The organism is Amycolatopsis iheyensis, assembly GCF_024703995.1.
GTDB classification, from domain to species: domain Bacteria; phylum Actinomycetota; class Actinomycetes; order Mycobacteriales; family Pseudonocardiaceae; genus Amycolatopsis; species Amycolatopsis iheyensis.
Window position 1 is genome coordinate 21678 of record NZ_JAMXQV010000013.1, and the last position, 20868, is coordinate 42545.

Annotated in this window: 20 protein-coding genes; 12 read left to right on the top strand and 8 right to left on the bottom strand. The window is 71.7% G+C overall.

Annotated elements, in window-relative coordinates; all coding sequences use genetic code 11:
• Nucleotides 1–6 precede the first annotated feature (6 nt).
• Nucleotides 7–495, top strand: a complete 489-nt coding sequence (locus tag M8542_RS23960) for a polyadenylate-specific 3'-exoribonuclease AS (RefSeq protein WP_257922470.1) — start codon at nt 7–9, stop codon at nt 493–495.
• A 599-nt stretch (nt 496–1094) separates the two neighbouring features.
• Here the strand turns inward: M8542_RS23960 and M8542_RS23965 are convergent.
• Nucleotides 1095–2174: a 3-deoxy-7-phosphoheptulonate synthase gene (locus M8542_RS23965; RefSeq protein WP_257922471.1), complete on the bottom strand. Its 1080-nt coding sequence runs from the start codon at nt 2172–2174 to the stop codon at nt 1095–1097.
• A 279-nt stretch (nt 2175–2453) separates the two neighbouring features.
• Between M8542_RS23965 and M8542_RS23970 the strand changes: the two genes are divergently transcribed.
• The gene (locus M8542_RS23970; RefSeq protein WP_257922472.1) at nt 2454–3479 is read left to right on the top strand and encodes a 6-phosphofructokinase; all 1026 of its coding nucleotides are present in this window, start codon (nt 2454–2456) and stop codon (nt 3477–3479) included.
• 25 nt (nt 3480–3504) lie between these two features.
• Here the strand turns inward: M8542_RS23970 and M8542_RS23975 are convergent, their stop codons facing one another.
• Both M8542_RS23975 and M8542_RS23980 read right to left on the bottom strand, forming a co-directional pair.
• Nucleotides 3505–4941, bottom strand: a complete 1437-nt coding sequence (locus tag M8542_RS23975; protein ID WP_257922473.1) for an aromatic amino acid ammonia-lyase — start codon at nt 4939–4941, stop codon at nt 3505–3507.
• 34 nt (nt 4942–4975) lie between these two features.
• The gene (locus M8542_RS23980) at nt 4976–5455 is read right to left on the bottom strand and encodes a group II truncated hemoglobin (RefSeq protein ID WP_257922474.1); all 480 of its coding nucleotides are present in this window, start codon (nt 5453–5455) and stop codon (nt 4976–4978) included.
• A gap of 67 nt (nt 5456–5522) precedes the next feature.
• On the opposite strand from M8542_RS23980, the gene M8542_RS23985 reads away from it, so the two are divergent.
• The gene (locus tag M8542_RS23985; protein WP_257922475.1) at nt 5523–5858 is read left to right on the top strand and encodes a winged helix-turn-helix transcriptional regulator; all 336 of its coding nucleotides are present in this window, start codon (nt 5523–5525) and stop codon (nt 5856–5858) included.
• Here the strand turns inward: M8542_RS23985 and M8542_RS23990 are convergent.
• On the bottom strand, nt 5855–6157 hold the full coding sequence (locus tag M8542_RS23990; protein ID WP_257922708.1) for an ArsR/SmtB family transcription factor: 303 nt from the start codon (nt 6155–6157) through the stop codon (nt 5855–5857). The genes M8542_RS23985 and M8542_RS23990 overlap by 4 nt on opposite strands.
• Before the next feature lie 157 nt (nt 6158–6314).
• Between M8542_RS23990 and M8542_RS23995 the strand changes: the two genes are divergently transcribed.
• A complete protein-coding gene (locus tag M8542_RS23995) occupies nt 6315–7538 on the top strand; it encodes a glycoside hydrolase family 18 protein (RefSeq protein WP_257922476.1) in 1224 nt (407 codons plus the stop codon).
• A 48-nt stretch (nt 7539–7586) separates the two neighbouring features.
• Here M8542_RS23995 and M8542_RS24000 read toward each other — a convergent pair whose 3' ends face one another.
• A complete protein-coding gene (locus M8542_RS24000) occupies nt 7587–7979 on the bottom strand; it encodes a DUF1801 domain-containing protein (RefSeq protein WP_257922477.1) in 393 nt (130 codons plus the stop codon).
• A 64-nt stretch (nt 7980–8043) separates the two neighbouring features.
• Between M8542_RS24000 and M8542_RS24005 the strand changes: the two genes are divergently transcribed.
• From M8542_RS24005 to M8542_RS24035, 7 genes are all read left to right on the top strand, one after another.
• On the top strand, nt 8044–8709 hold the full coding sequence (locus M8542_RS24005) for a DUF2461 domain-containing protein (RefSeq protein ID WP_257922478.1): 666 nt from the start codon (nt 8044–8046) through the stop codon (nt 8707–8709).
• 92 nt (nt 8710–8801) lie between these two features.
• Nucleotides 8802–10226 (top strand): pyruvate kinase, encoded by a 1425-nt coding sequence (gene pyk, locus M8542_RS24010; protein ID WP_257922479.1) that lies wholly within the window; start codon nt 8802–8804, stop codon nt 10224–10226.
• A 36-nt stretch (nt 10227–10262) separates the two neighbouring features.
• Nucleotides 10263–11159: an acyl-CoA thioesterase gene (locus M8542_RS24015; protein ID WP_257922480.1), complete on the top strand. Its 897-nt coding sequence runs from the start codon at nt 10263–10265 to the stop codon at nt 11157–11159.
• A gap of 381 nt (nt 11160–11540) precedes the next feature.
• Nucleotides 11541–12443 carry a helix-turn-helix domain-containing protein gene (locus tag M8542_RS24020; RefSeq protein ID WP_257922481.1) on the top strand — a complete coding sequence of 301 codons (903 nt, stop codon included), beginning with the start codon at nt 11541–11543 and terminating at the stop codon, nt 12441–12443.
• Nucleotides 12444–12455: 12 nt separating this feature from the next.
• Nucleotides 12456–12659 carry a DUF397 domain-containing protein gene (locus M8542_RS24025; protein ID WP_257922482.1) on the top strand — a complete coding sequence of 68 codons (204 nt, stop codon included), beginning with the start codon at nt 12456–12458 and terminating at the stop codon, nt 12657–12659.
• A 174-nt stretch (nt 12660–12833) separates the two neighbouring features.
• A complete protein-coding gene (locus tag M8542_RS24030; protein ID WP_257922483.1) occupies nt 12834–13043 on the top strand; it encodes a hypothetical protein in 210 nt (69 codons plus the stop codon).
• A 62-nt stretch (nt 13044–13105) separates the two neighbouring features.
• Nucleotides 13106–16120 (top strand): helix-turn-helix transcriptional regulator, encoded by a 3015-nt coding sequence (locus tag M8542_RS24035; RefSeq protein ID WP_257922484.1) that lies wholly within the window; start codon nt 13106–13108, stop codon nt 16118–16120.
• A gap of 99 nt (nt 16121–16219) precedes the next feature.
• On the opposite strand, the gene M8542_RS24040 is transcribed toward M8542_RS24035, so the two are convergent.
• The 3 genes from M8542_RS24040 to M8542_RS24050 all read right to left on the bottom strand — a co-directional run bounded on the left by M8542_RS24040 (nt 16220) and on the right by M8542_RS24050 (nt 19618).
• A complete protein-coding gene (locus tag M8542_RS24040; protein WP_257922485.1) occupies nt 16220–17830 on the bottom strand; it encodes a succinic semialdehyde dehydrogenase in 1611 nt (536 codons plus the stop codon).
• Nucleotides 17831–17922: 92 nt separating this feature from the next.
• Nucleotides 17923–18918, bottom strand: coding sequence for a hypothetical protein (locus M8542_RS24045; protein ID WP_257922486.1), 996 nt, complete (start codon nt 18916–18918; stop codon nt 17923–17925).
• Nucleotides 18919–19000: 82 nt separating this feature from the next.
• Nucleotides 19001–19618, bottom strand: a complete 618-nt coding sequence (locus tag M8542_RS24050; protein WP_257922487.1) for a TetR/AcrR family transcriptional regulator — start codon at nt 19616–19618, stop codon at nt 19001–19003.
• 94 nt (nt 19619–19712) lie between these two features.
• Between M8542_RS24050 and M8542_RS24055 the strand changes: the two genes are divergently transcribed.
• Nucleotides 19713–20864, top strand: a complete 1152-nt coding sequence (locus tag M8542_RS24055) for an acyl-CoA dehydrogenase family protein (protein WP_257922488.1) — start codon at nt 19713–19715, stop codon at nt 20862–20864.
• The last annotated feature ends 4 nt before the right edge of the window (nt 20865–20868 follow it).

The window sequence follows — 20868 nt, forward strand, 5'->3', positions numbered from 1 at the left end:
TCACCAGTGCGTTTTTTCTACGACACCGAATTCATCGAAGACGGCGTGACCATCGATCTGGTGTCCATCGGTGTCGTTGACGAACGGGGCCGCGAGTTCTACGCGGTCTCGACCGAGTTCGACCCCGCCCGCGCGGGTCAGTGGGTGCGGGACAACGTTCTGGACAAGCTGCCCTCACCGGCCGACAAGGCGTGGCGCAGCCGCGAGAAGATCCGCGCCGACCTGCTGGAGTTCTTCGGCAAGCCGCCGGGCGGCATCGAGCTGTGGGCGTGGTTCGCCGCGTACGACCACGTCGCGCTCGCCCAGCTGTGGGGCCCGATGCCGGCCCTGCCGCGGCAGCTGCCGCGCTTCACCCGCGACCTGCGCCAGCGCTGGGAGGACGCGGGCAAGCCGAAGCTGCCGTCGGCGCCGACCGACCAGCACGACGCCCTCGCGGACGCGAAGCACAACCTCGCGCGCTGGGAGATCATCGAGGAGTACTTCCACCGCCGCTGACCGCGCGGTGGCCGCCTCGGACGGCTCGCCGCGCTTCGACCTGTCGTGCGGCCGGGTCCGCCCCGGCACGGCTGCTGATCCGGCGGCTCCGGCTCTCAGGTCTGTCGTGTGGCCGACCCGCACAAGGGGCGGCCGCATCGGTCGGGCTCGGCGGCGACCCCGGCCGGAATTGTCGGGGGTCCCCGGTAACGTGAAATCGGGGACCGCCAGACCGCAGCGGCGCCGTGTCGTCCCGGCCGTTCGCCGGCGCCGCATGTACGCTTCCGGTTGTCAGCAACGCACCAGACCCGGACAGGTCAACGAGGAGCCGTCTTGACCAGCACCGCTCGGGCTATACGCGAGCGCCGCGAGGGCGCTTGCAGCGTACTGACGAGGAGTCGCGCCTCATGCTGGGGAGCTCCCTGACGACCGTTGGCGTCACCTTTGCTTTTTGCTTCATCGCAGCCATGGCTGTGTGCGTGTATATCGTCCGGAAGACCGGCAGCGCTGAGGGGCTCCGGGACTTCGCGGAGGTCATCCGGGCATTCCTCCGGCGCAGGTCGTGACGGTCGGGGCGACCGGTCGGGACGTGGGCGCCCCGACCGGCCACAAACCCCAGGTCAGCGGCGCGCTCGCACCGCCGCGGCCAGCTCGTCCAGCAGCGGCGCGGTGTCGTCCCACGCCAAGCAGGCGTCGGTGATCGACTGGCCGTAGGTCAGCTTCTCCGAGTGGCCCAGATCGAGGTCCTGCCGCCCCGCCGCCAGGAAGCTCTCCATCATCAGCCCGGTGATGCGCTCGCCGGAACCGATCCGCTCAGCCAGTTCACGGACGACCGAAGCCTGCCGCACGTGGTCCTTGCCGCTGTTGCCGTGCGAAGCGTCGATGATGACCCGCTCCGGCAGGCCCGACTTCGCCAGCCGCGCCAAGGTGTCCGCCACCGTCGAGGCGTCGTAGTTCGGGCCGCCGTTGTGGCCGCGCAGGATCACGTGGCAGTCCGGGTTGCCCGCCGTCGTCAGCAGGGCCGCCAGGCCGTCGGTGTTGATGCCCGGGAACACGTGGCTCGCCGCGGCCGCGCGGGTCGCGTCCACCGCCACCTGGACGTCGCCCTCGGTCGAGTTCTTGATGCCCACCGGCATCGACAGGGCGCTGCACAGCTGGCGGTGCACCTGGCTCGCCGCGGTCCGCGCGCCGATCGAACCCCACGTGACGATGTCCGCGATGAACTGCGGCGTGATCGGGTCCAGGAACTCGCAGCCGACCGGGAGGCCGAGCGCGGAGACGTCGAGCAGCAGCTTGCGCGCCATCCGCAGGCCCTTGTTGACGGCGAACGTGCCGTCGAGGTCCGGGTCGTTGATCAGGCCCTTCCAGCCCAGCGTGGTGCGCGGCTTCTCGAAGTACACGCGCATCACGATGTGCAGGTCGTCGCGCAGTGCGTCGGCCTTCGCGGCCAGCCGGGCGGCGTAGTCGAGCGCGGCGTCGGTGTCGTGCACCGAGCACGGGCCGACGACCACGAGCAGCCGGTCGTCCCGGCCGTCGAGGATGTCGACCGTCTCGGCACGGCCCTGCCGCACGACTTTGGCGACGGCGGCGTCGACCGGATGGTCTTCCCGCAGCAGGGCGGGCGAAATGAGCGGACTGATCGACGTCGTGCGCGCGGCGTCGAGGTCACCGATGGCGGCGGGTCCGGCTGAGAGGGTCATCGCGGGTGGTCCTTCCTGGTGGACACCGACCCGCGGGAAGTCGCCGAGCCGGTTCGGAGATCCGGCTCGGGGTGGTGGTCAGCGCAGGTTCACGCCGCCGTGCCCACCCGGGGCCGGCTTCGTAAACCAGAAATAGCGCTGCATGCGGTCAACGTAGCACACCTCGAACGCGGACCGATTCGGCAGGTGGTACGGGCTGCACCGATCAAGACGCGAGCCGCTACGCTGGCGACCGACGAACTGTGACTGCCATCTCCAGAGAACAGACGGAGGCTTCTCATGCGTGTCGGTGTGCTGACCGGCGGCGGCGACTGCCCGGGGCTCAACGCGGTCATCCGCGGCGTGGTGCGTAAGGGCATCGAGGTGCACGGCTGGGACTTCGTGGGCTTCCGCAACGGCTGGAACGGCCCGCTCACCGGCGACAGCCGCCCGCTCGGCCTCAAGGACGTCGAGGACATCCTGACCCGCGGCGGCACCATCCTGCGCTCGTCGCGCACCAATCCGTACAAGGTCGACGGCGGCGTCGAGAAGATCAAGCAGGTGCTGGCCGACCAGGGCGTCGACGCGCTGATCGCGATCGGCGGCGAGGACACCCTCGGCGTCGCGAAGCGGCTGACCGACGACGGCATCGGCGTCGTGGGCGTGCCCAAGACGATCGACAACGACCTGGGCGCCACCGACTACACCTTCGGCTTCGACACCGCGGTCTCCATCGCGACCGAGGCGATCGACCGGCTGCACACCACGGCCGAGTCGCACCACCGCGCGCTGGTCGTCGAGGTCATGGGCCGGCACGCCGGCTGGATCGCGCTGCACTCCGGCCTGGCCGGCGGCGCGAGCGTGATCCTGGTGCCGGAGAAGCACTTCAACGTCGACCAGGTCGTCTCCTACGTCGAGAGCCGCTTCGAGAAGGAGTACGCGCCGATCATCGTCGTCGCCGAGGGCGCGCTGCCCGAGGGCGGCGAGGAGCGGCTGCTCACCGGCGAGAAGGACGCCTTCGGGCACGTCCGCCTCGGCGGCATCGGCACCTGGCTGGCCGACGAGATCGCCCACCGCACCGGCAAGGAGTCCCGCGCGGTGGTCCTGGGCCACGTCCAGCGCGGCGGCACCCCGACGGCGTACGACCGCGTCCTGGCGACCCGCTTCGGTCTGCACGCGGTGGACGCGGTGGCCGACGGCGACTTCGGCGTGATGGTGGCGCTGAAGGGCACCGACATCGTCCGCGTGAAGCTGTCCGAGGCGACGGCCGAGCTGAAGACGGTCCCGGCCGAGCGCTACCAGGAAGCCGAAGTCTTCTTCGGCTGAGTTTTCCCCGCCACCGCGGTCGGCGTCAGATCCGGGCCAGTGCGTCCAGGACGCCGACCGCGGCGGCGATGTCGTCGGTGAGCGGGCGGTCGTCGACGCTCGTGTCCAGCACCTCCGACGCCGCTTCGAACGCGTCCCGCACCGGCAGGTCCACCAGATCCGCTTCGCGCATCCTCAGCGCCCGCACGGCCGCGACCAGCTCGCAGGCCAGGACCTGCTGGTAGGCCTGGCAAGCCGCGGTCGCCGCCCGCGCCGCCTGCGTCGAGAAGCTCGCGTGGTCCTCGATCCCGCGGGAGACGACGGCCGTGCCGAGGGTCGCCGGGAGCGCCGCCTGCCGCAGCTCCGTGAGCGCGTCGTGCGCGACGTACTCCAGGATCATCACGCCCGAGCTGCCCGCCGGGCCCGCCGCGAGGAACGGCCGCAGCCCGGTGAACTCGGGCTCCACCAGGTCGCCGAGCCGCGCCACCGACAGCTCCGCCACCTGGTGCACGGTCGCCCGCGCCTGGTCCAGCGCCGTCGACACGTACGCGGTGTGGAAGTGCGCGTGGTGGTAGGCGTCGCCATGGACGGTCGAGATCATCGGGTTTTCCGTGCTGGCGTTGATTTCCACGGCGAGGACGTCGCGCAGGTAGTGGATCGCGTCCAGCGCCGGGCCCTGGACCTGCGGGAACGCGCGCAGCCCGAACGGGTCCTGGATGCGCCGGCCCGGCTTCGGCGTCTGGTGCATGCCCAGCAGCCGCCGCATTTCCGCGGCGCACGCGACCTGCCCGGCGTGGGGACGCGCTTCGTGCACCGGCGTCGCGTACGCCTCGGGGTTGCCGTCGAGGGCGACGTACGTCAGCGCCGCGACGGCGTGGCTCGCCCGGGTCAGCGTGTCCAGGCGCATCGCGGCGAGGGTCGCTTCGGCGAGGGTGGCGGCGTTGCTGCTCATGAACGCCAGCGCGTCACCCGCGCGTACCGGCACCGGCGGCACGTCCCCGGTGACCCACGGCCGTTCGCCGGTGAGCGCCAGCGCGGTCTCGGCCAGCGGCGCGAGGTCGCCGGTGCCGATCGCGCCCAGCCGGTGCACCAGCGGCCGCGCGCCGGCGCGGACGGCGTCGGCGAGGGTGGCGATCAGCTCCGGGCTGATCCCGGACCGCCCGGCCAGCAGCTGGTTGAGCCGGATCAGCATCATCGCGCGCACCTGGGCGGGCGGCATCTCCTCGCCGCTGCCGCCCGCGTGGCTGCGCAGCAGCCGCAGCCCGTGCTCGGTCGAGCTCTCGACGGTGTCGTCCTTGTTGGCCCCGACGCCGGTGGTCCGGCCGTAGACCCGCCGCCGCGTGCTCAGCTCGTCGGCGAGCTTCCACGCGTGCTCGGCGGCCCGCATCGCGGCGATCGAGACGTCGATGCCCAGCGGCCCTTCGGTGCGCGCCGCGGTCACGACGTCGGCGCAGCGCAGGGTCCGGCCGTCCAGCCTGATCACGGGCAGCCTCCTTCCGGCTGCCCTCACTATGCGGCTAGGACGCGGGTGGCTGCCAGGGCGGCATCGGCCAGTCCCAGTGCGGCACCGGTTCGTGCGGGTTCGGCTCCGCGCCGGATGCGGAGAAGAGGACGGCGAGGCGGCTGCCCCACTCGAGGTAGCCGGCGAACGCGGCGCGGAACTCGGGGTCGGCGGGCAGGTCGGCCTCGTCGGCGGCGTCGAGCAGCAGGGTCACCCAGCGGCGGCGCTGCGCTTCGGTGATGCCACGCCCGAGGTGGCGCCCGACCATGTGGGCGTGGCCGCCGTGGCTCGCGGAGTACTCGGCCGGGCCGCCGAAGACCTCGCCGAGCCACACCGCGACGTGCTTCGGGTGCTCCGGGTCCATGCCGCGGAAGACGGGTTCGAGCAGCGGGTCTTCGAGGACGTGGCCGTAGAAGATCGTCAGCAGCTTCACGAGCGCTTCGTGGCCGCCGGCCCAGTCGTAGAGGGTGGGGGTGGTCTGTTCTGGCACGATCACCGGATCAGGCAACCAGGGGTGCGCCGGCCGGGCAACCACGTACTTTCCGGTGCGTAGGGAGATCAGGATGAAGCGGTACCACTGCGCGGTCGAGCTGGCGGTCGACCTGATCGGCGGCAAGTGGAAGCCGGTGATCCTGGCGCACCTGAAGGAGGGCGCGCACCGCTACGGCGAGCTGCGGCGCCGGATGCCGGGGGTGAGCGAGAAGATGCTGACCCAGCAGCTGCGCGAGCTGGCCGCGGACGGGATCGTCCGCCGCGTGGAGCTCGACGGCCGCGTCCCGCACGTCGAGTACCACCTCACCGACGTGGGGGAGGAGCTCCGCCCGGCGCTGACGGCGCTGTACGAGTGGGGCGAGCGCCGCGCGGCCGCCGCCGGGATCGAGTTCGAGCCGGCGGACTAGGACGTTTCGTCCAGCCTGCGCTCCAGCGCGTCGAGCCGGTCCGACCAGAAGGCGCGGTACGGCGCCAGCCAGGCGTCCACTTCGGCCAGCGGCGCCGGCCGCAGCGCGTAGCAGCGGCGCTGGGCCGCCACCCGGACCGTCACCAGGCCCGCCTCCCGCAGCACCCGCAGGTGCTTGGACACCGCGGGCTGGCTCAGGGCGAGCTCGTCGACCAGCTCGCCCACCGACCGCTCGCCGTCGCGCAGGAGGTCCAGGATCGTGCGGCGGCGCGGCTCGGCCAGCACCTCGAACGTCTGCATCACCCCTGAAATGTGCTCCGCGCGGCATATTCCTGTCAAGGCATGCGCGCGGCCACTTGGTCTGAACCATTGACCTAATGGTCTAGTCCACTTACGGTGGTGTGGTCCCCACCACTCCGGCAACGAGGCCGTGAGTAATTCTCCGGAGGGAGAAGGCGTGTCCCGTTTTCGCAGGAAGAGCTTCTCGGCGCTGCTGACCGTGGCGGCCGCCGCGGGCCTGGTGGCGGGCGCCGCCGCGGCCCCGGCCGCCACCGCCGCGCCCGCCGCGACCCAGGCCTCCGTCGGCAAGGTCGTCGGCTACTTCACCGAATGGGGGGTCTACGACCGCAACTACCACGTCAAGAACATCGAGACGTCCGGTTCCGCGAGCAAGCTGACCCACATCAACTACGCGTTCGGCAACGTCACGAACGGCGGCTGCGCGATCGGCGACGCCTACGCCGACTACCAGAAGACCTACGACGCCGCGGGCAGCGTCGACGGCGTCGCCGACACCTGGGACCAGCCCCTCGCCGGCAGCTTCAACCAGCTCAAGAAGCTCAAGGCGAAGCACCCCGGGCTCAAGGTGATCTGGTCGTTCGGCGGCTGGACCTGGTCGGGTGGTTTCGGCCAGGCCGCGCAGAACCCCGCCGCGTTCGCGGACTCCTGCTACAACCTCGTCAACGACCCGCGCTGGGCCGGCGTCTTCGACGGCATCGACATCGACTGGGAGTACCCCAACGCGTGCGGCCTGAGCTGTGACACCAGCGGCGCGGCGGCCTACAAGAACCTGATGGGCGCCCTGCGGGCCAAGTTCGGCTCCCAGCTGGTCACCTCGGCGATCACCGCCGACGGCACCGACGGCGGCAAGATCGACGCCGCCGACTACGCCGGCGCCGCCCAGTACGTCGACTGGTACAACGTGATGACCTACGACTACTTCGGCGCCTGGGCCGCGCAGGGCCCGACGGCCCCGCACTCGCCGCTGACGAACTTCAGCGGCATCCCGACCCCGGGCTTCTACTCCGACGCCGCGATCCAGAAGCTCAAGGGCAAGGGCGTGCCGTCGAACAAGCTGCTGCTGGGCATCGGCTTCTACGGCCGCGGCTGGACCGGCGTCACGCAGGACGCCCCCGGCGGCACCGCGACCGGCCCGGCGCCGGGCAAGTACGAGCAGGGCATCGAGGACTACAAGGTGCTCAAGACGTCCTGCCCCTCGACCGGCACGGTCGCCGGGACGGCGTACGCGAAGTGCGGCAGCAACTGGTGGAGCTACGACACCCCCTCGACCATCGGGGGCAAGGTCGGCTACGCGAAGCAGCAGGGTCTCGGCGGCGCCATGTTCTGGGAGCTGTCCGGTGACACGACCGACGGCGAGCTGATCACCGCCGTGGCCAAGTAGGACTCCCGGTGCGGCCGGCCGCGCGCGGCGTGCCGGCCGCACCGGGTTTCACACCACTCCCGCGGGCGGGGTTTCCGCCGCGGCGCGCAGCAGCTCGCGGAGCACCCCGATGTCCACATCGGACAGCCGCTTGAACCGGACGCAGCTCCGGCCGACCGACGCCCCGGGCAGCCGGTCGGCGAACAGCTCCGGCAGGTACCGGTCGCCGGCCACGCACGAGACGTACAGCGAGATGCCGTTCTTGCGGCTCGCCAGCGACACGGTCGCGGCCTCACCTTCCCGGCCCGAGGCGTACCGGTAGCGGTAGTGGCCGTAGCCGGGCAGGCCGGACACCATCGTCGGCGCCAGGTCCGGCGCCGCCTCGCGGATCAGCGCGTGCAGCGCCCGCAGCTCGCCCTGCCGTGGCTCGGCGAGCGCCGCGAAGTACTCCTCGTGCGTCATGCCCCGGCACGCTACGCCGGGGCACCGACATTTCTCGTCGGTGCGCGCGATTAGGGTCCACCCCGTGAAGTTCAGCGGATTCGGCGAGTACGCCGTCGACTTCTTCGACGGCCTCGTGGAGGACAACTCGAAGCCCTACTGGGACGACCACGTCGAGACCTACAAGGCCGACGTCCGAGCCCCGATGGAGGCGTTGCTCGCGGAGCTGGCGCCGGAGTTCTCCGACGGCTTCGGCGACCCCAAGGTGTTCCGCCCCTACCGGGACGTCCGGTTCGCCAAGGACAAGACGCCGTACAAGACCCACTGCGGCGGCGTGATCGAGCAGGGCCGCGGGGGCGGCGCGTACTACGTCGAGGTGGGCCCGGAGGGCCTGCGCGTCGGCGGCGGCTGTTTCTACCTGGCCTCCGACCAGATCGCGCGGTTCCGCAAGGCCGTCGACACCGAGCTGCACGGCGAAGCGCTCGAGAAGATCCTCAAGAAGCTCGAGAAGACCGGCTGGGAGGTCCGCGGCGACCGCCTCAAGTCGAAGCCGCGCGGCTTCGACGCCGACCACCCCCGCCTCGACCTGCTGCGTTACCGCTCGGTGTACGCGGTGCGGGTCTGGGAGCCGGACGACGTCCTGCACGAACGAGGCGCGCTCGATCGGGTGAAGAAGGCGTGGCGGCAGGTGCGCGAGTTCAACGAGTGGGCGCGCGACCGCGTCGGGCCCAGCGAGCTGCCCCGGCGGTGACCAGCTGGACAGGACAGGTTTCTGAACAGTTTTTCTGAACTTTTCGGGATCGGTACAGACGAACGCCCGGCAAGGGACTACGCTGTGCGAACGTGAGCCGACGCGCGAAGATCGTTTGTACCATGGGCCCCGCCACCGCTACGCCGGAGAAGATGCGGGCCCTCGTCGACGCAGGCATGGACGTGGCCAGGATGAACTTCAGCCACGGCAGCCACGGCGACCACAAGGAGGTCTACGACCTCATCCGGACCGCCGCCGCGGAGAGCGGGCGGGCGGTCGGCGTCCTCGCCGACCTGCAGGGCCCGAAGATCCGCCTCGGCACGTTCGCCGGTGGCCCGGTCGAGTGGCACAACGGCGACGTCGTCCGGATCACCGTCGAGGACGTCGCGGGCACCCACGACCGGGTCTCGACGACCTACAAGGGCCTCGCCCGGGACGCCAAGCCCGGTGACCGCCTGCTCGTCGACGACGGCAAGGTCGGCCTGGTGGTCAAGGGCGTCGAGGGTCAGGACGTGGTCTGCGAGGTGACCGAGGGCGGTCCCGTCAGCAACAACAAGGGCGTCTCGCTGCCCGGCATGGACGTCTCCGTGCCGGCGCTGTCCGAGAAGGACATCGAGGACCTCGAGTTCGCCCTCGAGCTGGGCGTGGACTTCGTCGCCCTGTCCTTCGTCCGTTCGCCGGCCGACATCGACCTGGTCCACCAGGTGATGGACCGCGTCGGCAAGGGGCGCCTGCCGGTCGTCGCCAAGATCGAGAAGCCCGAAGCCGTTTACAACCTCGAAGCCATCGTGCTGGCCTTCGACGCGGTGATGGTCGCCCGCGGCGACCTGGGCGTCGAGCTGCCGCTCGAGCAGGTCCCGCTGGTGCAGAAGCGCGCCATCCAGATCTGCCGCGAGAACGCGAAGCCGGTCATCGTCGCGACGCAGATGCTCGAGTCGATGATCAACAACTCCCGGCCGACCCGCGCCGAGGCCTCCGACGTCGCGAACGCGGTGCTCGACGGCACCGACGCGGTCATGCTGTCCGGCGAGACCAGCGTCGGCCGGTACCCGATCGAGACCGTGCAGACCATGGCCCGGATCGTCGAGGCGGTCGAGACCGACTCGCCGGTCGTCCCGCCGCTGACGCACGTCCCGCGCACCAAGCGCGGCGTGATCTCCTACGCCGCCCGCGACATCGGCGAGCGCCTCAACGCCAAGGCCCTGGTCGCTTTCACGCAGTCCGGCGACACGGTGCGCCGCCTGGCGCGGCTGCACACGCGGCTGCCGCTGCTGGCGTTCACGCCGGAAGACTGCGTGCGCAGCCAGCTGTCGATGACGTGGGGCACCAACACCCACATCGTGCCGCGCGTCGACTCGACCGACCAGATGATCCAGCAGGTCGACCACGCGATGCTCGAGATGGGCAAGTACCAGAAGGGCGACCTGGTGGTCATCGTGGCCGGCTCCCCGCCGGGCACCGTGGGCTCGACCAACCTCATCCACGTGCACCGCCTCGGTGAAGACGACCACGCATAAGGGACGTCCCGCCCCCGCAGCGCATAGGGTCTGGCCATGACTGAAATGGCCAGGACGGCCGCCACCGAACTGGAGATCCCCGGTGGCGGCCAGCCCGTGCTCGACCGCCTGATCGCGCTGCTGGACCTCGAGAAGATCGAGGAGAACATCTTCCGCGGCGTCTCGCCCGCCCACTCGCCGGTGCGGGTGTTCGGCGGGCAGGTCGCGGGCCAGGCGCTGGTCGCGGCCGGCCGCACGGTCCCCGACGAACGCCGGGTCCACTCGCTGCACGCGTACTTCATCCGCGGCGGCGACCCGAGCGTGCCGATCATCTACGAGGTCGACCGGATCCGCGACGGCCGTTCGTTCACCACCCGCCGGGTGATCGCGATCCAGCACGGCAAGGCGATCTTCTCGCTCTCGGCGTCGTTCCAGAAGGACGAGCCGGGCATCGAGCACGCCGAAGAGATGCCCGAGGGCGTCCCGGCGCCGGACACGCTGCCGACGCTGATGGAGCGCGCCGAGGGCTACGCGATCGGCGCGCACAGCCGGCCGCGGCCGATCGACGTGCGCTACGTCAACGAGCCGCCGTGGGTCACCCGCGAGACGGGGGAGCGGCCGGCGCGCAACCAGGTGTGGATGCGCGCTGACGGGAAGCTGCCGGACCAGCAGCTGCTGCACGTCTGCGTGCTGACCTACGCCTCGGACATGACGCTGCTGGACTCGGTGCTCGCGCGCCACGGCGTCTACTGGGACACCGACAAGGTGCTCGGCGCGAGCCTCGACCACGCGCTCTGGTTCCACCGGCCGTTCCGGGCCGACGAGTGGTTCCTCTACGACAGCGCGTCCCCGACCGCCTCCGGGGCGCGTGGGCTCGCCACGGGCCGGTTCTTCGGCGAGGACGGCACGCTGATCGCCACGGTCGTCCAAGAAGGACTCCTGCGGGTGCTCTGAAAAGTTCGCCCGAAATCACCCTTACGGGCGACGAATGGGCCGAATAATCAATCTGCCAATAGGGCATCAGGTCGGCGGAAGAGGGCCGGGACCGATCGGGGGGCGGCCCCGGACCTCTTCTCCCGATGACCGCGCGGCGCACCGCCGGGTCATCGATTACCCTGCTCACAGGCCTCCGGCGACGCGGGAGGCCGAAGCCCCGCCCGCCCTTGCCGCGTCCTGCCGCAGCGCAGGGTGCGAGCATACAGAAGCATTCTGCAAATTGCAGATACGCCGCGGACGGCGTGGCGGTAATAGGTACCGTGCGATTACTCGAACGCCCCTGTTAGATACTGGGAGCAAGCGAACGGCTACGACGCCGTCGACATCCGGAGGTGCGCGATGGCAAGGGGACAGAGCCCCACGGTTCGCCGCCGGAGGCTCGCGGGCGAGCTGCGCCGGCTGCGCGAAGCCGCGGACCTCACGATCGACGAGGTGGGCGAAAAGCTCGAGTGCTCGGCCTCGAAGATCAGCCGCATCGAGACCGGCCACGTCGGGGTGACCCCGCGTGACGCGCGGGACATGCTGGCCCTCTACGGCATCACCGGCGACGAGCAGGAGGCGCTCGTCCAGCTGGCCAGGGAGGCCCGCAAGCGCGGCTGGTGGCACGCCTACAACGAGGTCTTCACCGGCACGTTCGTCGGGCTGGAGGCCGACGCCAGCTCGCTGCGCGCGTTCCAGGCGCTGCTGGTGCCCGGGCTGCTGCAGACCGAGCGGTACGCCCGCGCCGTGATCCGGGCGCTGCGGCCGGACGCCGAGGACGCCGAGATCCGCCGCCGCGTCGCGGCCCGGATGGCCCGCCAGGAGCTGCTGTCCGACAACCCGCCGCCGGAGTACTGGGCGGTGATGGACGAAGCCGTGCTGCGGCGCGTCGTCGACGGCCCCGAGGTGATGGCCGAGCAGCTCTACCGCATGGTCGCGGTCGCCGAGAAACCGAACGTGACCATCCAGGTCGTGCCGTTCGGGGCCGGCGCCCACCCCGGCATGGAGGGCCCGTTCCTGATCATGGGCTTCCCCGAGCAGGCCGACCCGGACGTCGTCTACGTCGACGACAGCACGTCGAGCGGCCTGTACCTGGAGGAACCCACAGACGTCCGGCGCTACGGGCTGATGTTCGACCATCTGCGCGCGGCCGCACTGAAACCGGACGACTCGGTGGAGCTGATCGCCGAGGCGGCCGGACGGTTCGCCGAACAGGCGGCCGTGCCGGCTCCAGTGCACCATCTGGAACCGAGGACACAGTAAGGAGTGGGGACGATGGAAGCAGAACTGTCCGGGGCGCGGTGGCGCAAGAGCAGCCACAGCGGTGGCGGCAACGACTGCGTCGAGGTCGCCTTCGTCGCCGGCGGCGCCGCGGTGCGCGACTCGAAGGACCCCGAAGGGGGTGCGTTCCGCCTGCCCGCGTCGGGTTGGCAGGGGCTGCTGGCCGCGGTGCGGACCGGCGGCCCGGCGCGCGACTGAGCTATCAGGAACAAGGCGCCATTCGAAGACCCCTTACCCCCGCCGAGCTGGGCTCGACCGGGAGTAAGGGGTCTTTCGCGTCCAGAGCTGCGTGATCACCCGATGCCTGAGGCCTGCCCTCAGGACGAACCTGAGTGCTACCAAACCGGAGAACTCGGGAACAAGGGGAACACGATGCACAGCGATCTGCTGCTGGACGCGGTCCGGGCCGAAGCGGCCTACCGGGCCGAAGAACTGCGGAAGGCCGGGCGCAGCGCCTGGGCCGCCCGCGCCCGCGGCGCCGTCCGCCACGTGCGGGCCGCTCGGGCCGACGTCACCGTACCGGCGCAGGAGCGCCGGGAAGCCTCGCGGGAGACCGCGAGCGTCGGTGAGACCGCCCGGTAAGGGGCGGCGAGATGGTGTCGAAGGCGATAAGCGGTCGGAAACTGTCGGTGGGGTAGGCAACAATGCACCTTGTGCCCCGACTCGGCTCCGGAATCCCGCTCGTCGCCCGTACCCACGAGATGCGGCGGCTCCGCGCTGCCTTCGCCAGGGCTGAACGTGGCGAAGCCGGCGCGGTGCTGCTCTCGGGGGACGCCGGGGTCGGCAAGACCCGGCTGCTGACCGCACTCGGTGAGCACGTCGAGGCGTGCGGTGGGCTGGTGCTCACCGGCCGCTGCATCGACGTCCGCGAGGGTGGTCTTCCTTATCTTCCGTTCGCCGAGGCGCTGGCCCCGCTGGGGAGCGCCTCGGATCCGGCGGTCGCCGCCGCCGTGCGGGCGCGGCCCGCGCTCGGCCGGCTGCTGCCGCAGGGGCAGGGGTTCGAGGAGCCGCGCGCGGCCGAACACCCGCCGATGACCTCCCACGACCGGGAGACGATGGTCCGGCCGCGACCCGAGCAGGACCTCGGTCAGCTGCAGTTGTTCGACGCGGTACTGGGGGTGCTGACCGAGGTCGCCGAGTCGCGGCCGGTGGTGTTGCTGCTGGAGGACCTGCACTGGGCCGACGCCTCGACCCGGAACCTGCTCTCCTTCCTGCTCAGCCGGCTGCGGGCGCAGCGGCTGCTGGTCGTCGGGAGCTACCGCGAGGAAGACGTCCACCGGCGCCACCCGCTGCGCGGCCTGCTCTCGGAGCTGGTCCGGCTCGCCACGGTCGAGCGCGTCGACCTCCACCCCTTCGGCGCCGCCGACGCCCGCAAGTTCGTCGCGGCGCTGGCCGACCAGCCGATGCCGGCGGACGTCGTGGCCGACATCGTCGACCGGTCGCAGGGCAACCCGTTCTTCGCCGAGGAGCTGCTCGCCACCAAGACCGAGTGCAACGACCTGCCCGCCGGGCTCGCCGAGGTGCTGCTGTCCCGGCTCGAGCGCCTGTCGCCGGACGCCCGCCGGGTGGTCCGCGTGCTGTCGGTGGCCAACGAGCCGGTGATGCACGCCGCGCTCGCGGACGTCTCCGGGCTGGGCGAGCTCGAACTCGACGAAGCACTGCGCGAGGCCGTCCAGCACCACGTGCTCGTGGTGCTCTCGGACGGCTCCTACACGTTCCGGCACGCGTTGCTGCAGGAAGCGGTGTACGGCGACCTGCTGCCCGGGGAGCGGTCGCGCACGCACGCGGCGTACGCGGCCCGGATCAAGGCGCGGCCGCAGGGCCGCGGGCACGACGCGAAGCTGGCCTACCACTCGATGCAGAGCAGCGACCTGGTCACCGCGCTGCCGGCGTTCCTGCGCGCGATGGACGAAGCCGAGAAGCTCGGCGCGCCCGGTTCGGCGCTCGGGCACGTCGAGCAGGCACTGTCCATTTGGGACGCCGTCGCGCCGGCGGACCGGCCCGAGGGCTTCGACGAGCTGCGGCTGCTGCACGAGGCGTCCTACTTCGCGGGCACGTCCGGCGAGCCCGAGCGCGCGGCGGCGTTCGCCCGGTCGGCCACGCAGGCGCTGACGCCGGAGACGTCGAGCGACCGCGCCGCGAAGACGTGGCGCCGGCTGGCCGAAGCGCTGCTCGCCCTCGAAGGCACGCTCGACGAGGCGACCGCGGCCATCGACCGGGCCTGGGACCTGGTGAAGGACACCGAACCGAGCGGCACCCGTGCCTGGGTGCTGGCGAGCCGGGCCGGGTTCCTGCGGCTGATCGACCAGCCGGAGGCGGCGCTGGAAAGCGCGCGCACGGCGGTTTCCGACGCGCAGGCCGTCGGCGCGGCGAACGCGGAGGCGTCGGCGCTGGTCACCCTGGGCACGCTGGCCGACTCCGCGGGGCACCCGGCCGAGGCGCGCGACTGGCTGCGCAAGGCCCAGCGGAAGGCGCGCGAGGCCGGCGGGCCGAACACCGAGATCCGCGCGACGTACTTCCTGGCGCTGAGCCACGACGACGAGGGCGAGTTCGCCGAGGCGCTGGAGCACGTGACGAGCGGCGTCGCCCGCGCCGAGGAGACCGGGCTGAGCTGGAGCTCGTTCGGGATCGAGCTGCGGGCGCGGCAGCTGATGCTGCGGTACCTGATCGGCGACTGGCCGGACGAGAGCGCCAGCCGCGCCGGGCGCGGGGTGTCGAGTGCGGTCGCCGCGCGGATCCTGGGCATCTGGTCGTTGTTCGTCGTCGCGCGCGGCCGGTTCGACGAAGCCGCGAAGCTGGTTTCCGGGCTGCGGCAGCACTGGACGGCGGACATGCAGATCCCGCTGTCCATCGGGGACGCCGGGATCCAGGCGGCGTACTGGCGGGGCGAGCACGCCGAAGCGGTGCGCCGCGCGGAAGACCTCGTCGGCTGGCTGGAGCGGATCGAACCCGGCCTGCTGGCCGGCATCCGGGTGGCCACGCTGGGCGTGTCCGCCGCGGCGGCGCTGGCCGCCGACGCCCGGGTCCACGGCGACCAGACCGCCGTCGGCGCCGCGGTGGCGGCGGGGGAGCGGCTGCTGGCCCACGGCCGGATGTGCTCGGTCGTCGGGCAGCCGCGGTCGGGGACGCTCGGGCCGGAGGGCCGGGCGTGGCTGGCGCGGCTGGAAGCCGCGGCGTCCTGCCTGTCCGGCCGGGGCGACGCGGCGAAGTGGGCGGCCGCGGCCGAGGCGTTCGGCTACGGCGCCGTGTACGAGCAGGCGATCTGCCGCTGGCACGAAGCCGAAGCACTGCTGGCCGCCGACGCTTCCGCGGCCACCGCGCTCGAGGCGGCGCACGCGGTCGCGGTCCGCCTGGGCGCGATCCCGCTGCGCGACGCCGTCCGCGACCTGGCGCACCGCGCGCGCGTCGAGCTCGACGGCGTCGAGCCGGCGGCCCCGGCCCGTACGGTGGCGGACCCGCTGACCGACCGTGAGCGAGACGTCCTGGAGCGCGTCGCGCTGGGCCGCACGAACCGCCAGGTCGGCGAAGAGCTGTACATCAGCGAAAAAACGGTGAGCGTCCACTTGTCCCGCGTGATGGCCAAACTGGGCGCGAGCCGCCGCGCGGAAGCAGTGGCCATCGCCTACGACCGAGGCCTCCTCACCGCCCCCACCGCGTGATCGAAGCCGTGACTCGTGTGATTGAGCCGGAACTCGCGTGATTGGAGCCGTCACGGCTCCAATCACGCGAGTTCCGGCCCGGATCACGCGAGTTACGGGTCAGCGAGGGAGGCGGCGGAGGGCTTTGAGGCCGAATGTCATGCCGCGGGACCACACCGAACCCGGGACTCGGCGGGGTGGGCGGAGGGCCAGGCCGCGCTGGAGGGCGATCGACTGGGACTCCGTGTACTTCAGGAGGCCTTCGGCGCCGTTGCGGCGGCCGACGCCCGAGTCTTTCATGCCGCCCATCGGGACGCCGACGCTGCCGAACGTCGCCGCGTAGCCCTCGTTGACGTTGACCGTCCCGGCCTTGAGGCGTGCCGCGACTTCCCAGCCCGCGTGGCCGTTGCGCGACCAGACGCTGGCGTTGAGCCCGAACGGCGTGTCGTTGGCGCGGTCGATCGCTTCGGTGACGTCGGTGTAGCCGTAGATCGAGACCACCGGCCCGAACGTCTCCTCCGCGAACGGCGTCATCTCGGGCGTGACGCCGGAAAGCACGGTCGGCTCGTAGAACAGCGGGCCGAGGTCGGGCCGCGCGCGGCCGCCGGTGAGCACCGACGCGCCCTTCGCGCGGGCGTCCTCGACGTGCGCGGACACCGTCGCGAGCTGGTCCCGCGACGTCAGCGAGCCCATCTGGGCCTGGTAGTCCAGCGCGCCGCCGAGCTTCACCGCGGCGGTGCGGGCGACGAACGCCCGGGTGAACTCCTCGCGGATGTCCTCGTGGACGTAGATCCGTTCGACCGACACGCACAGCTGGCCCGCCGACGAGAAGCACGCGGTCACCGCGCCGGTCGCGGCCTTCGCGATGTCGGCGTCGGGCAGCACGATCATCGGGTTCTTGCCGCCCAGCTCCAGCGAGTACGACGTCAGCCGCTTCGCCACCTGCCCGGCCAGCTCCTTGCCGGTCGGCGTGGAGCCGGTGAAGCAGAGGTAGTCGGACTCCTCGACCAGCGCATTGCCGATCTTCGAGCCGCGGCCCAGCACGATCTGCCAGGTCCCGGCCGGCAGCCCGGCCTCCTCGGCGAGCTCGTGCAGCCACAGCGCCGAAAGGGCGGTCTGGTTGTCGGGCTTCTGCACCACGGCGTTGCCGGCGGCCAGCGCCGGGAAGACGTCCATCGCGGTGAGCGCGAGGGGGTAGTTCCACGGCGAGATGATCCCGACGACGCCCTTGGGGTGCCGGATCTCGCCGGCGCGGGTCAGCCCGGGGATGACGCCGGCGACGCGGCGCGGGGCGAGGATCTTCGCGGCGTGTTTGCCGTAGTAGGCCGCGACCAGCGCGGTCGCGCTGACCTCGTCGAACGCGTCGAGCCGCGCTTTGCCGGCCTCGACCTGGACCAGGTCGAGCACCTCGTCCTGGCGGGCCAGCACGAGGTCGTGCAGGCGGGTGAGGACGCGGGCGCGCTCGGCGGGCGACCGTTCCGCCCAGGCGCGCTGGGCGGTGCGGGCGCTGCCGAACACCGCGCGGACGTCGGCGTCGGTGGCCTGGGGCAGGGTCGCGATCGGCTGCCCGGTGAAGGGCGCGTGCATCCGGATCGGCGCCGAGTCCGCGCCGCCGGCCACCCGGGCGACGAGCTCGGCCGCCCGCGCCGAGCCGGGCGCCCCGGCCACACCGCCGACAGTCGGCGGGAGGGGCGTGGCTTCGACCGCGTTCGCGGGGGTCGTGCTGGTCATGACGTCTCCGTTCCGCGGAGTCCGCGCAGGGGTTACCGACGAGTACACCATACCGTCGGTACGTCAGATGTCCAGCCTGATATGAATAAGTTTCACGTATTGGGTGGGTTCAGCGGCGGGAGCTGGTAGGTCGGCTCGGTCGGCTCCTGCTTCGGCGGCGGGTGGGCCTGGGTCGCGCCGCCGTACGGGTCTTCGAGCCGGGACGACAACGTGCCGGGCGCCGGCTCTTCCTCCGGCGCGGGCGCGTCACCGTAGGGCCGGCTCGCGAGCGGCTGCGGCTCGCCGGCCGGCTGGGGTTGGGGCTGCGCGGGAAACGGTTGTGACTGCGGCTGCGCGGGGAACGGCTGTGACTGCGGCGCGCGGTAAGCCGGCCCACCCCGTGGCGGCGTCGGGAACTGCGACCCGCCCGGGTACCCGCCCGGCGGGAACTGCTGCGGTGGCACCGGGTACGGCCGCGACTGCTGCTGGTAGGGCCCCGGCGGCCCGGCCGGCGCCGCGGTGGGCGCCCGCCGCCCGGACAGCACCGCGAACAGCAGGGCCAGCACGGCGACGGCCCCGCCGCCGAGCAGCAGCCAGAAGCCCAGGCCGGTCGCGTAGTGCGACTTGATCGTCCCGTCCTCGGACTCGTAGCTCAGCGTCGCCGAGACGTCCATGCCGAGCATCCACACCGCCGCGGCCGCCCCGGCCGCCCCGGCGACGAGTGCCGTCCGCGCACCCGAGCGCACTCCGGCGCCGGCCGAGCGACGCGCGCCGGCGAACGCCAGCCCGGCCCCGGCCAGCAGCACCACCGAGGCGGCGGCGAGCGGGATGCCGTACCGCGCGACGTGAGTCTTGTCGTAGAACGCGCGGGCTTCGGGCCCGGGATCGACGTCGAACGAGCGCGACCAGGCGCTGATCGTCTGCTTGCTCTCGGTCTTGCCGCTCACGACCTGCTCGAACGACGTCTGCGGCAGGAACGAGCCCGCCAGCACGAGCACCGCGGCGAGGACACCGAGGATCGCGGCGAGCAACCGGAACAACGCGCCCGGGTCCGCCGGCGGCCGCGCCGGGGGAGGGCCGTAGGGATTCTGGTACGGAGCGGCGGTCATCGGGGCTCCCCTCTTTCGGGGGATTGGACCACGAATCCGCCGGGCGGATAAGGGGTATTCCAGCCCTTGCGGGGGCCGCTGGTCAGCTTGGCGCAGCGGCTGCGTCCTGGTAGAGCAGGACCGCGATCCGCTTCCACTCCTCCAGCAGCTGCCGGCGCCGGTTCGGGTCACCGCCGAGCTCGGCGTCCAGCGCCAGCCCGCGGGTCAGGTTCACGGTGAGCCAGAACAGCATCTCGGCGCGTTCGGGCGGGAGCTCGCCCGCGACCTGGGTGACGTGCTCGAGCGTGGCCCGGCCGAGCGCGCGGTCGACCGGGCGGATGGCCGCGCGCAGCTCGGGGTCGGTGCGCGCGGCGACCCACAGCTCGGTGACGGCGGTCGAGAGCGTGCCGGAGTAGCCGGTCCACAGCAGGTCGATCGCCGCGGCGACGCCGGTGCCGCCGCTGGGCAGCTCGTCCAGCGACGCGGCGAGCTGGCGCCGCAGCTTCGTCGTCAGGTGCTCGACCGCGGCCGCCATCAGCTCGGCCTTCGCGGTGAAGTGGTGCTGCACCGCGCCCTTCGACACGCCGGCGCGGGCGCAGATCTCCTGCACCGAGGTGCGCGCGTAACCGAGGTCCACCAGGCAGTCGATGGTGGCGTCGAGCAACGCCGTGCGGGTCTGCTCGCGCCGCTGCGCCTGGGTCCGGTGCGCCGTCGACGTCACTTCGGCCTCCCTGCTTTACCTACAGGCCGGTACGGATGTACATTCCGAAGAGAACTTACATGCTGTTCGTCATGTTTTCCAGCAGGAGGGTCCCGTGCCGCTGCAACTCCCGAAGAGCTCCTGGAGCACGACCGAGCTCGAAGACCTCCGCGAGCTGTCGCGGTCGTTCCTGCAGAAGGAGGCCGTCCCGCACCAGGAACGCTGGGCCGCCGACAAGAAGGTCGACCGCGAGTTCTGGACCAAGGCCGGCGAGGTCGGCCTGCTCTGCCTGTCCATCCCCGAGGAGTACGGCGGAGGCGGCGGCACGTTCGCCCACGAAGCCGTGCTCTACGAGGAGCAGGCCCGCGCCGGCGACAGCGCGTGGGGCGTGACCGTCCACAACGGAATCGTCGCGCACTACCTGCTCGCCTACGCCTCGGAAGAGAAGAAGCGCGAGTGGCTGCCCAAGATGGCCAGCGGCGAGCTGGTCGGCGCGGTCGCGATGACCGAACCCGGCACCGGCTCGGACCTGCAGGGGATCAAGACCCGCGCGGTGCGCGACGGCGACCACTACGTGATCAACGGCGCGAAGACGTTCATCACCAACGGGTTCCACGCCGGCCTGGTCGTCGTCGCGGTGAAGACCGACCCGGACGCGGGCGCGCAGGGCGTCTCGCTGATCGTGGTCGAAACCGACACGCCGGGCTTCCGCCGCGGCCGCGTCCTCGACAAGGTCGGCCTCAAGGGCCAGGACACCGCCGAGCTGTTCTTCGACGACGTCCGCGTGCCGGCCGCCAACCTCCTCGGCGACGCCGAGGGCCAGGGCTTCTTCCAGCTGATGATGCAGCTGCCGCAGGAACGGCTGATCATCGCCGTCACCGCGGTGGCCGGCCTGGAGGCCGCGGTCGACCTCACGCTCGAGTACACCAAGGAGCGCACGGCGTTCGGCCGGCCGATCTTCAACTTCCAGAACACGAAGTTCACCCTCGCCGAGGCGGCCACCGAAGCGGCGGTGTCGCGCGCTTTCCTCGACCAGTGCATCGAACGCCACCTGCGCGGTGAACTGGACGTCCAGGGCGCGGCGATGGCGAAGCTGTGGACGACCGAGCGCGTCAACAAGGTCATCGACGACTGCGTGCAGCTCTTCGGCGGCTACGGCTACATGACCGAGTACCCGATCGCGCGCGCCTGGGCCGACGTCCGGATCTCCCGGATCTTCGGCGGCACCAGCGAGATCATGAAGGAAATCATCTCCCGCTCGCTCTGAAAGG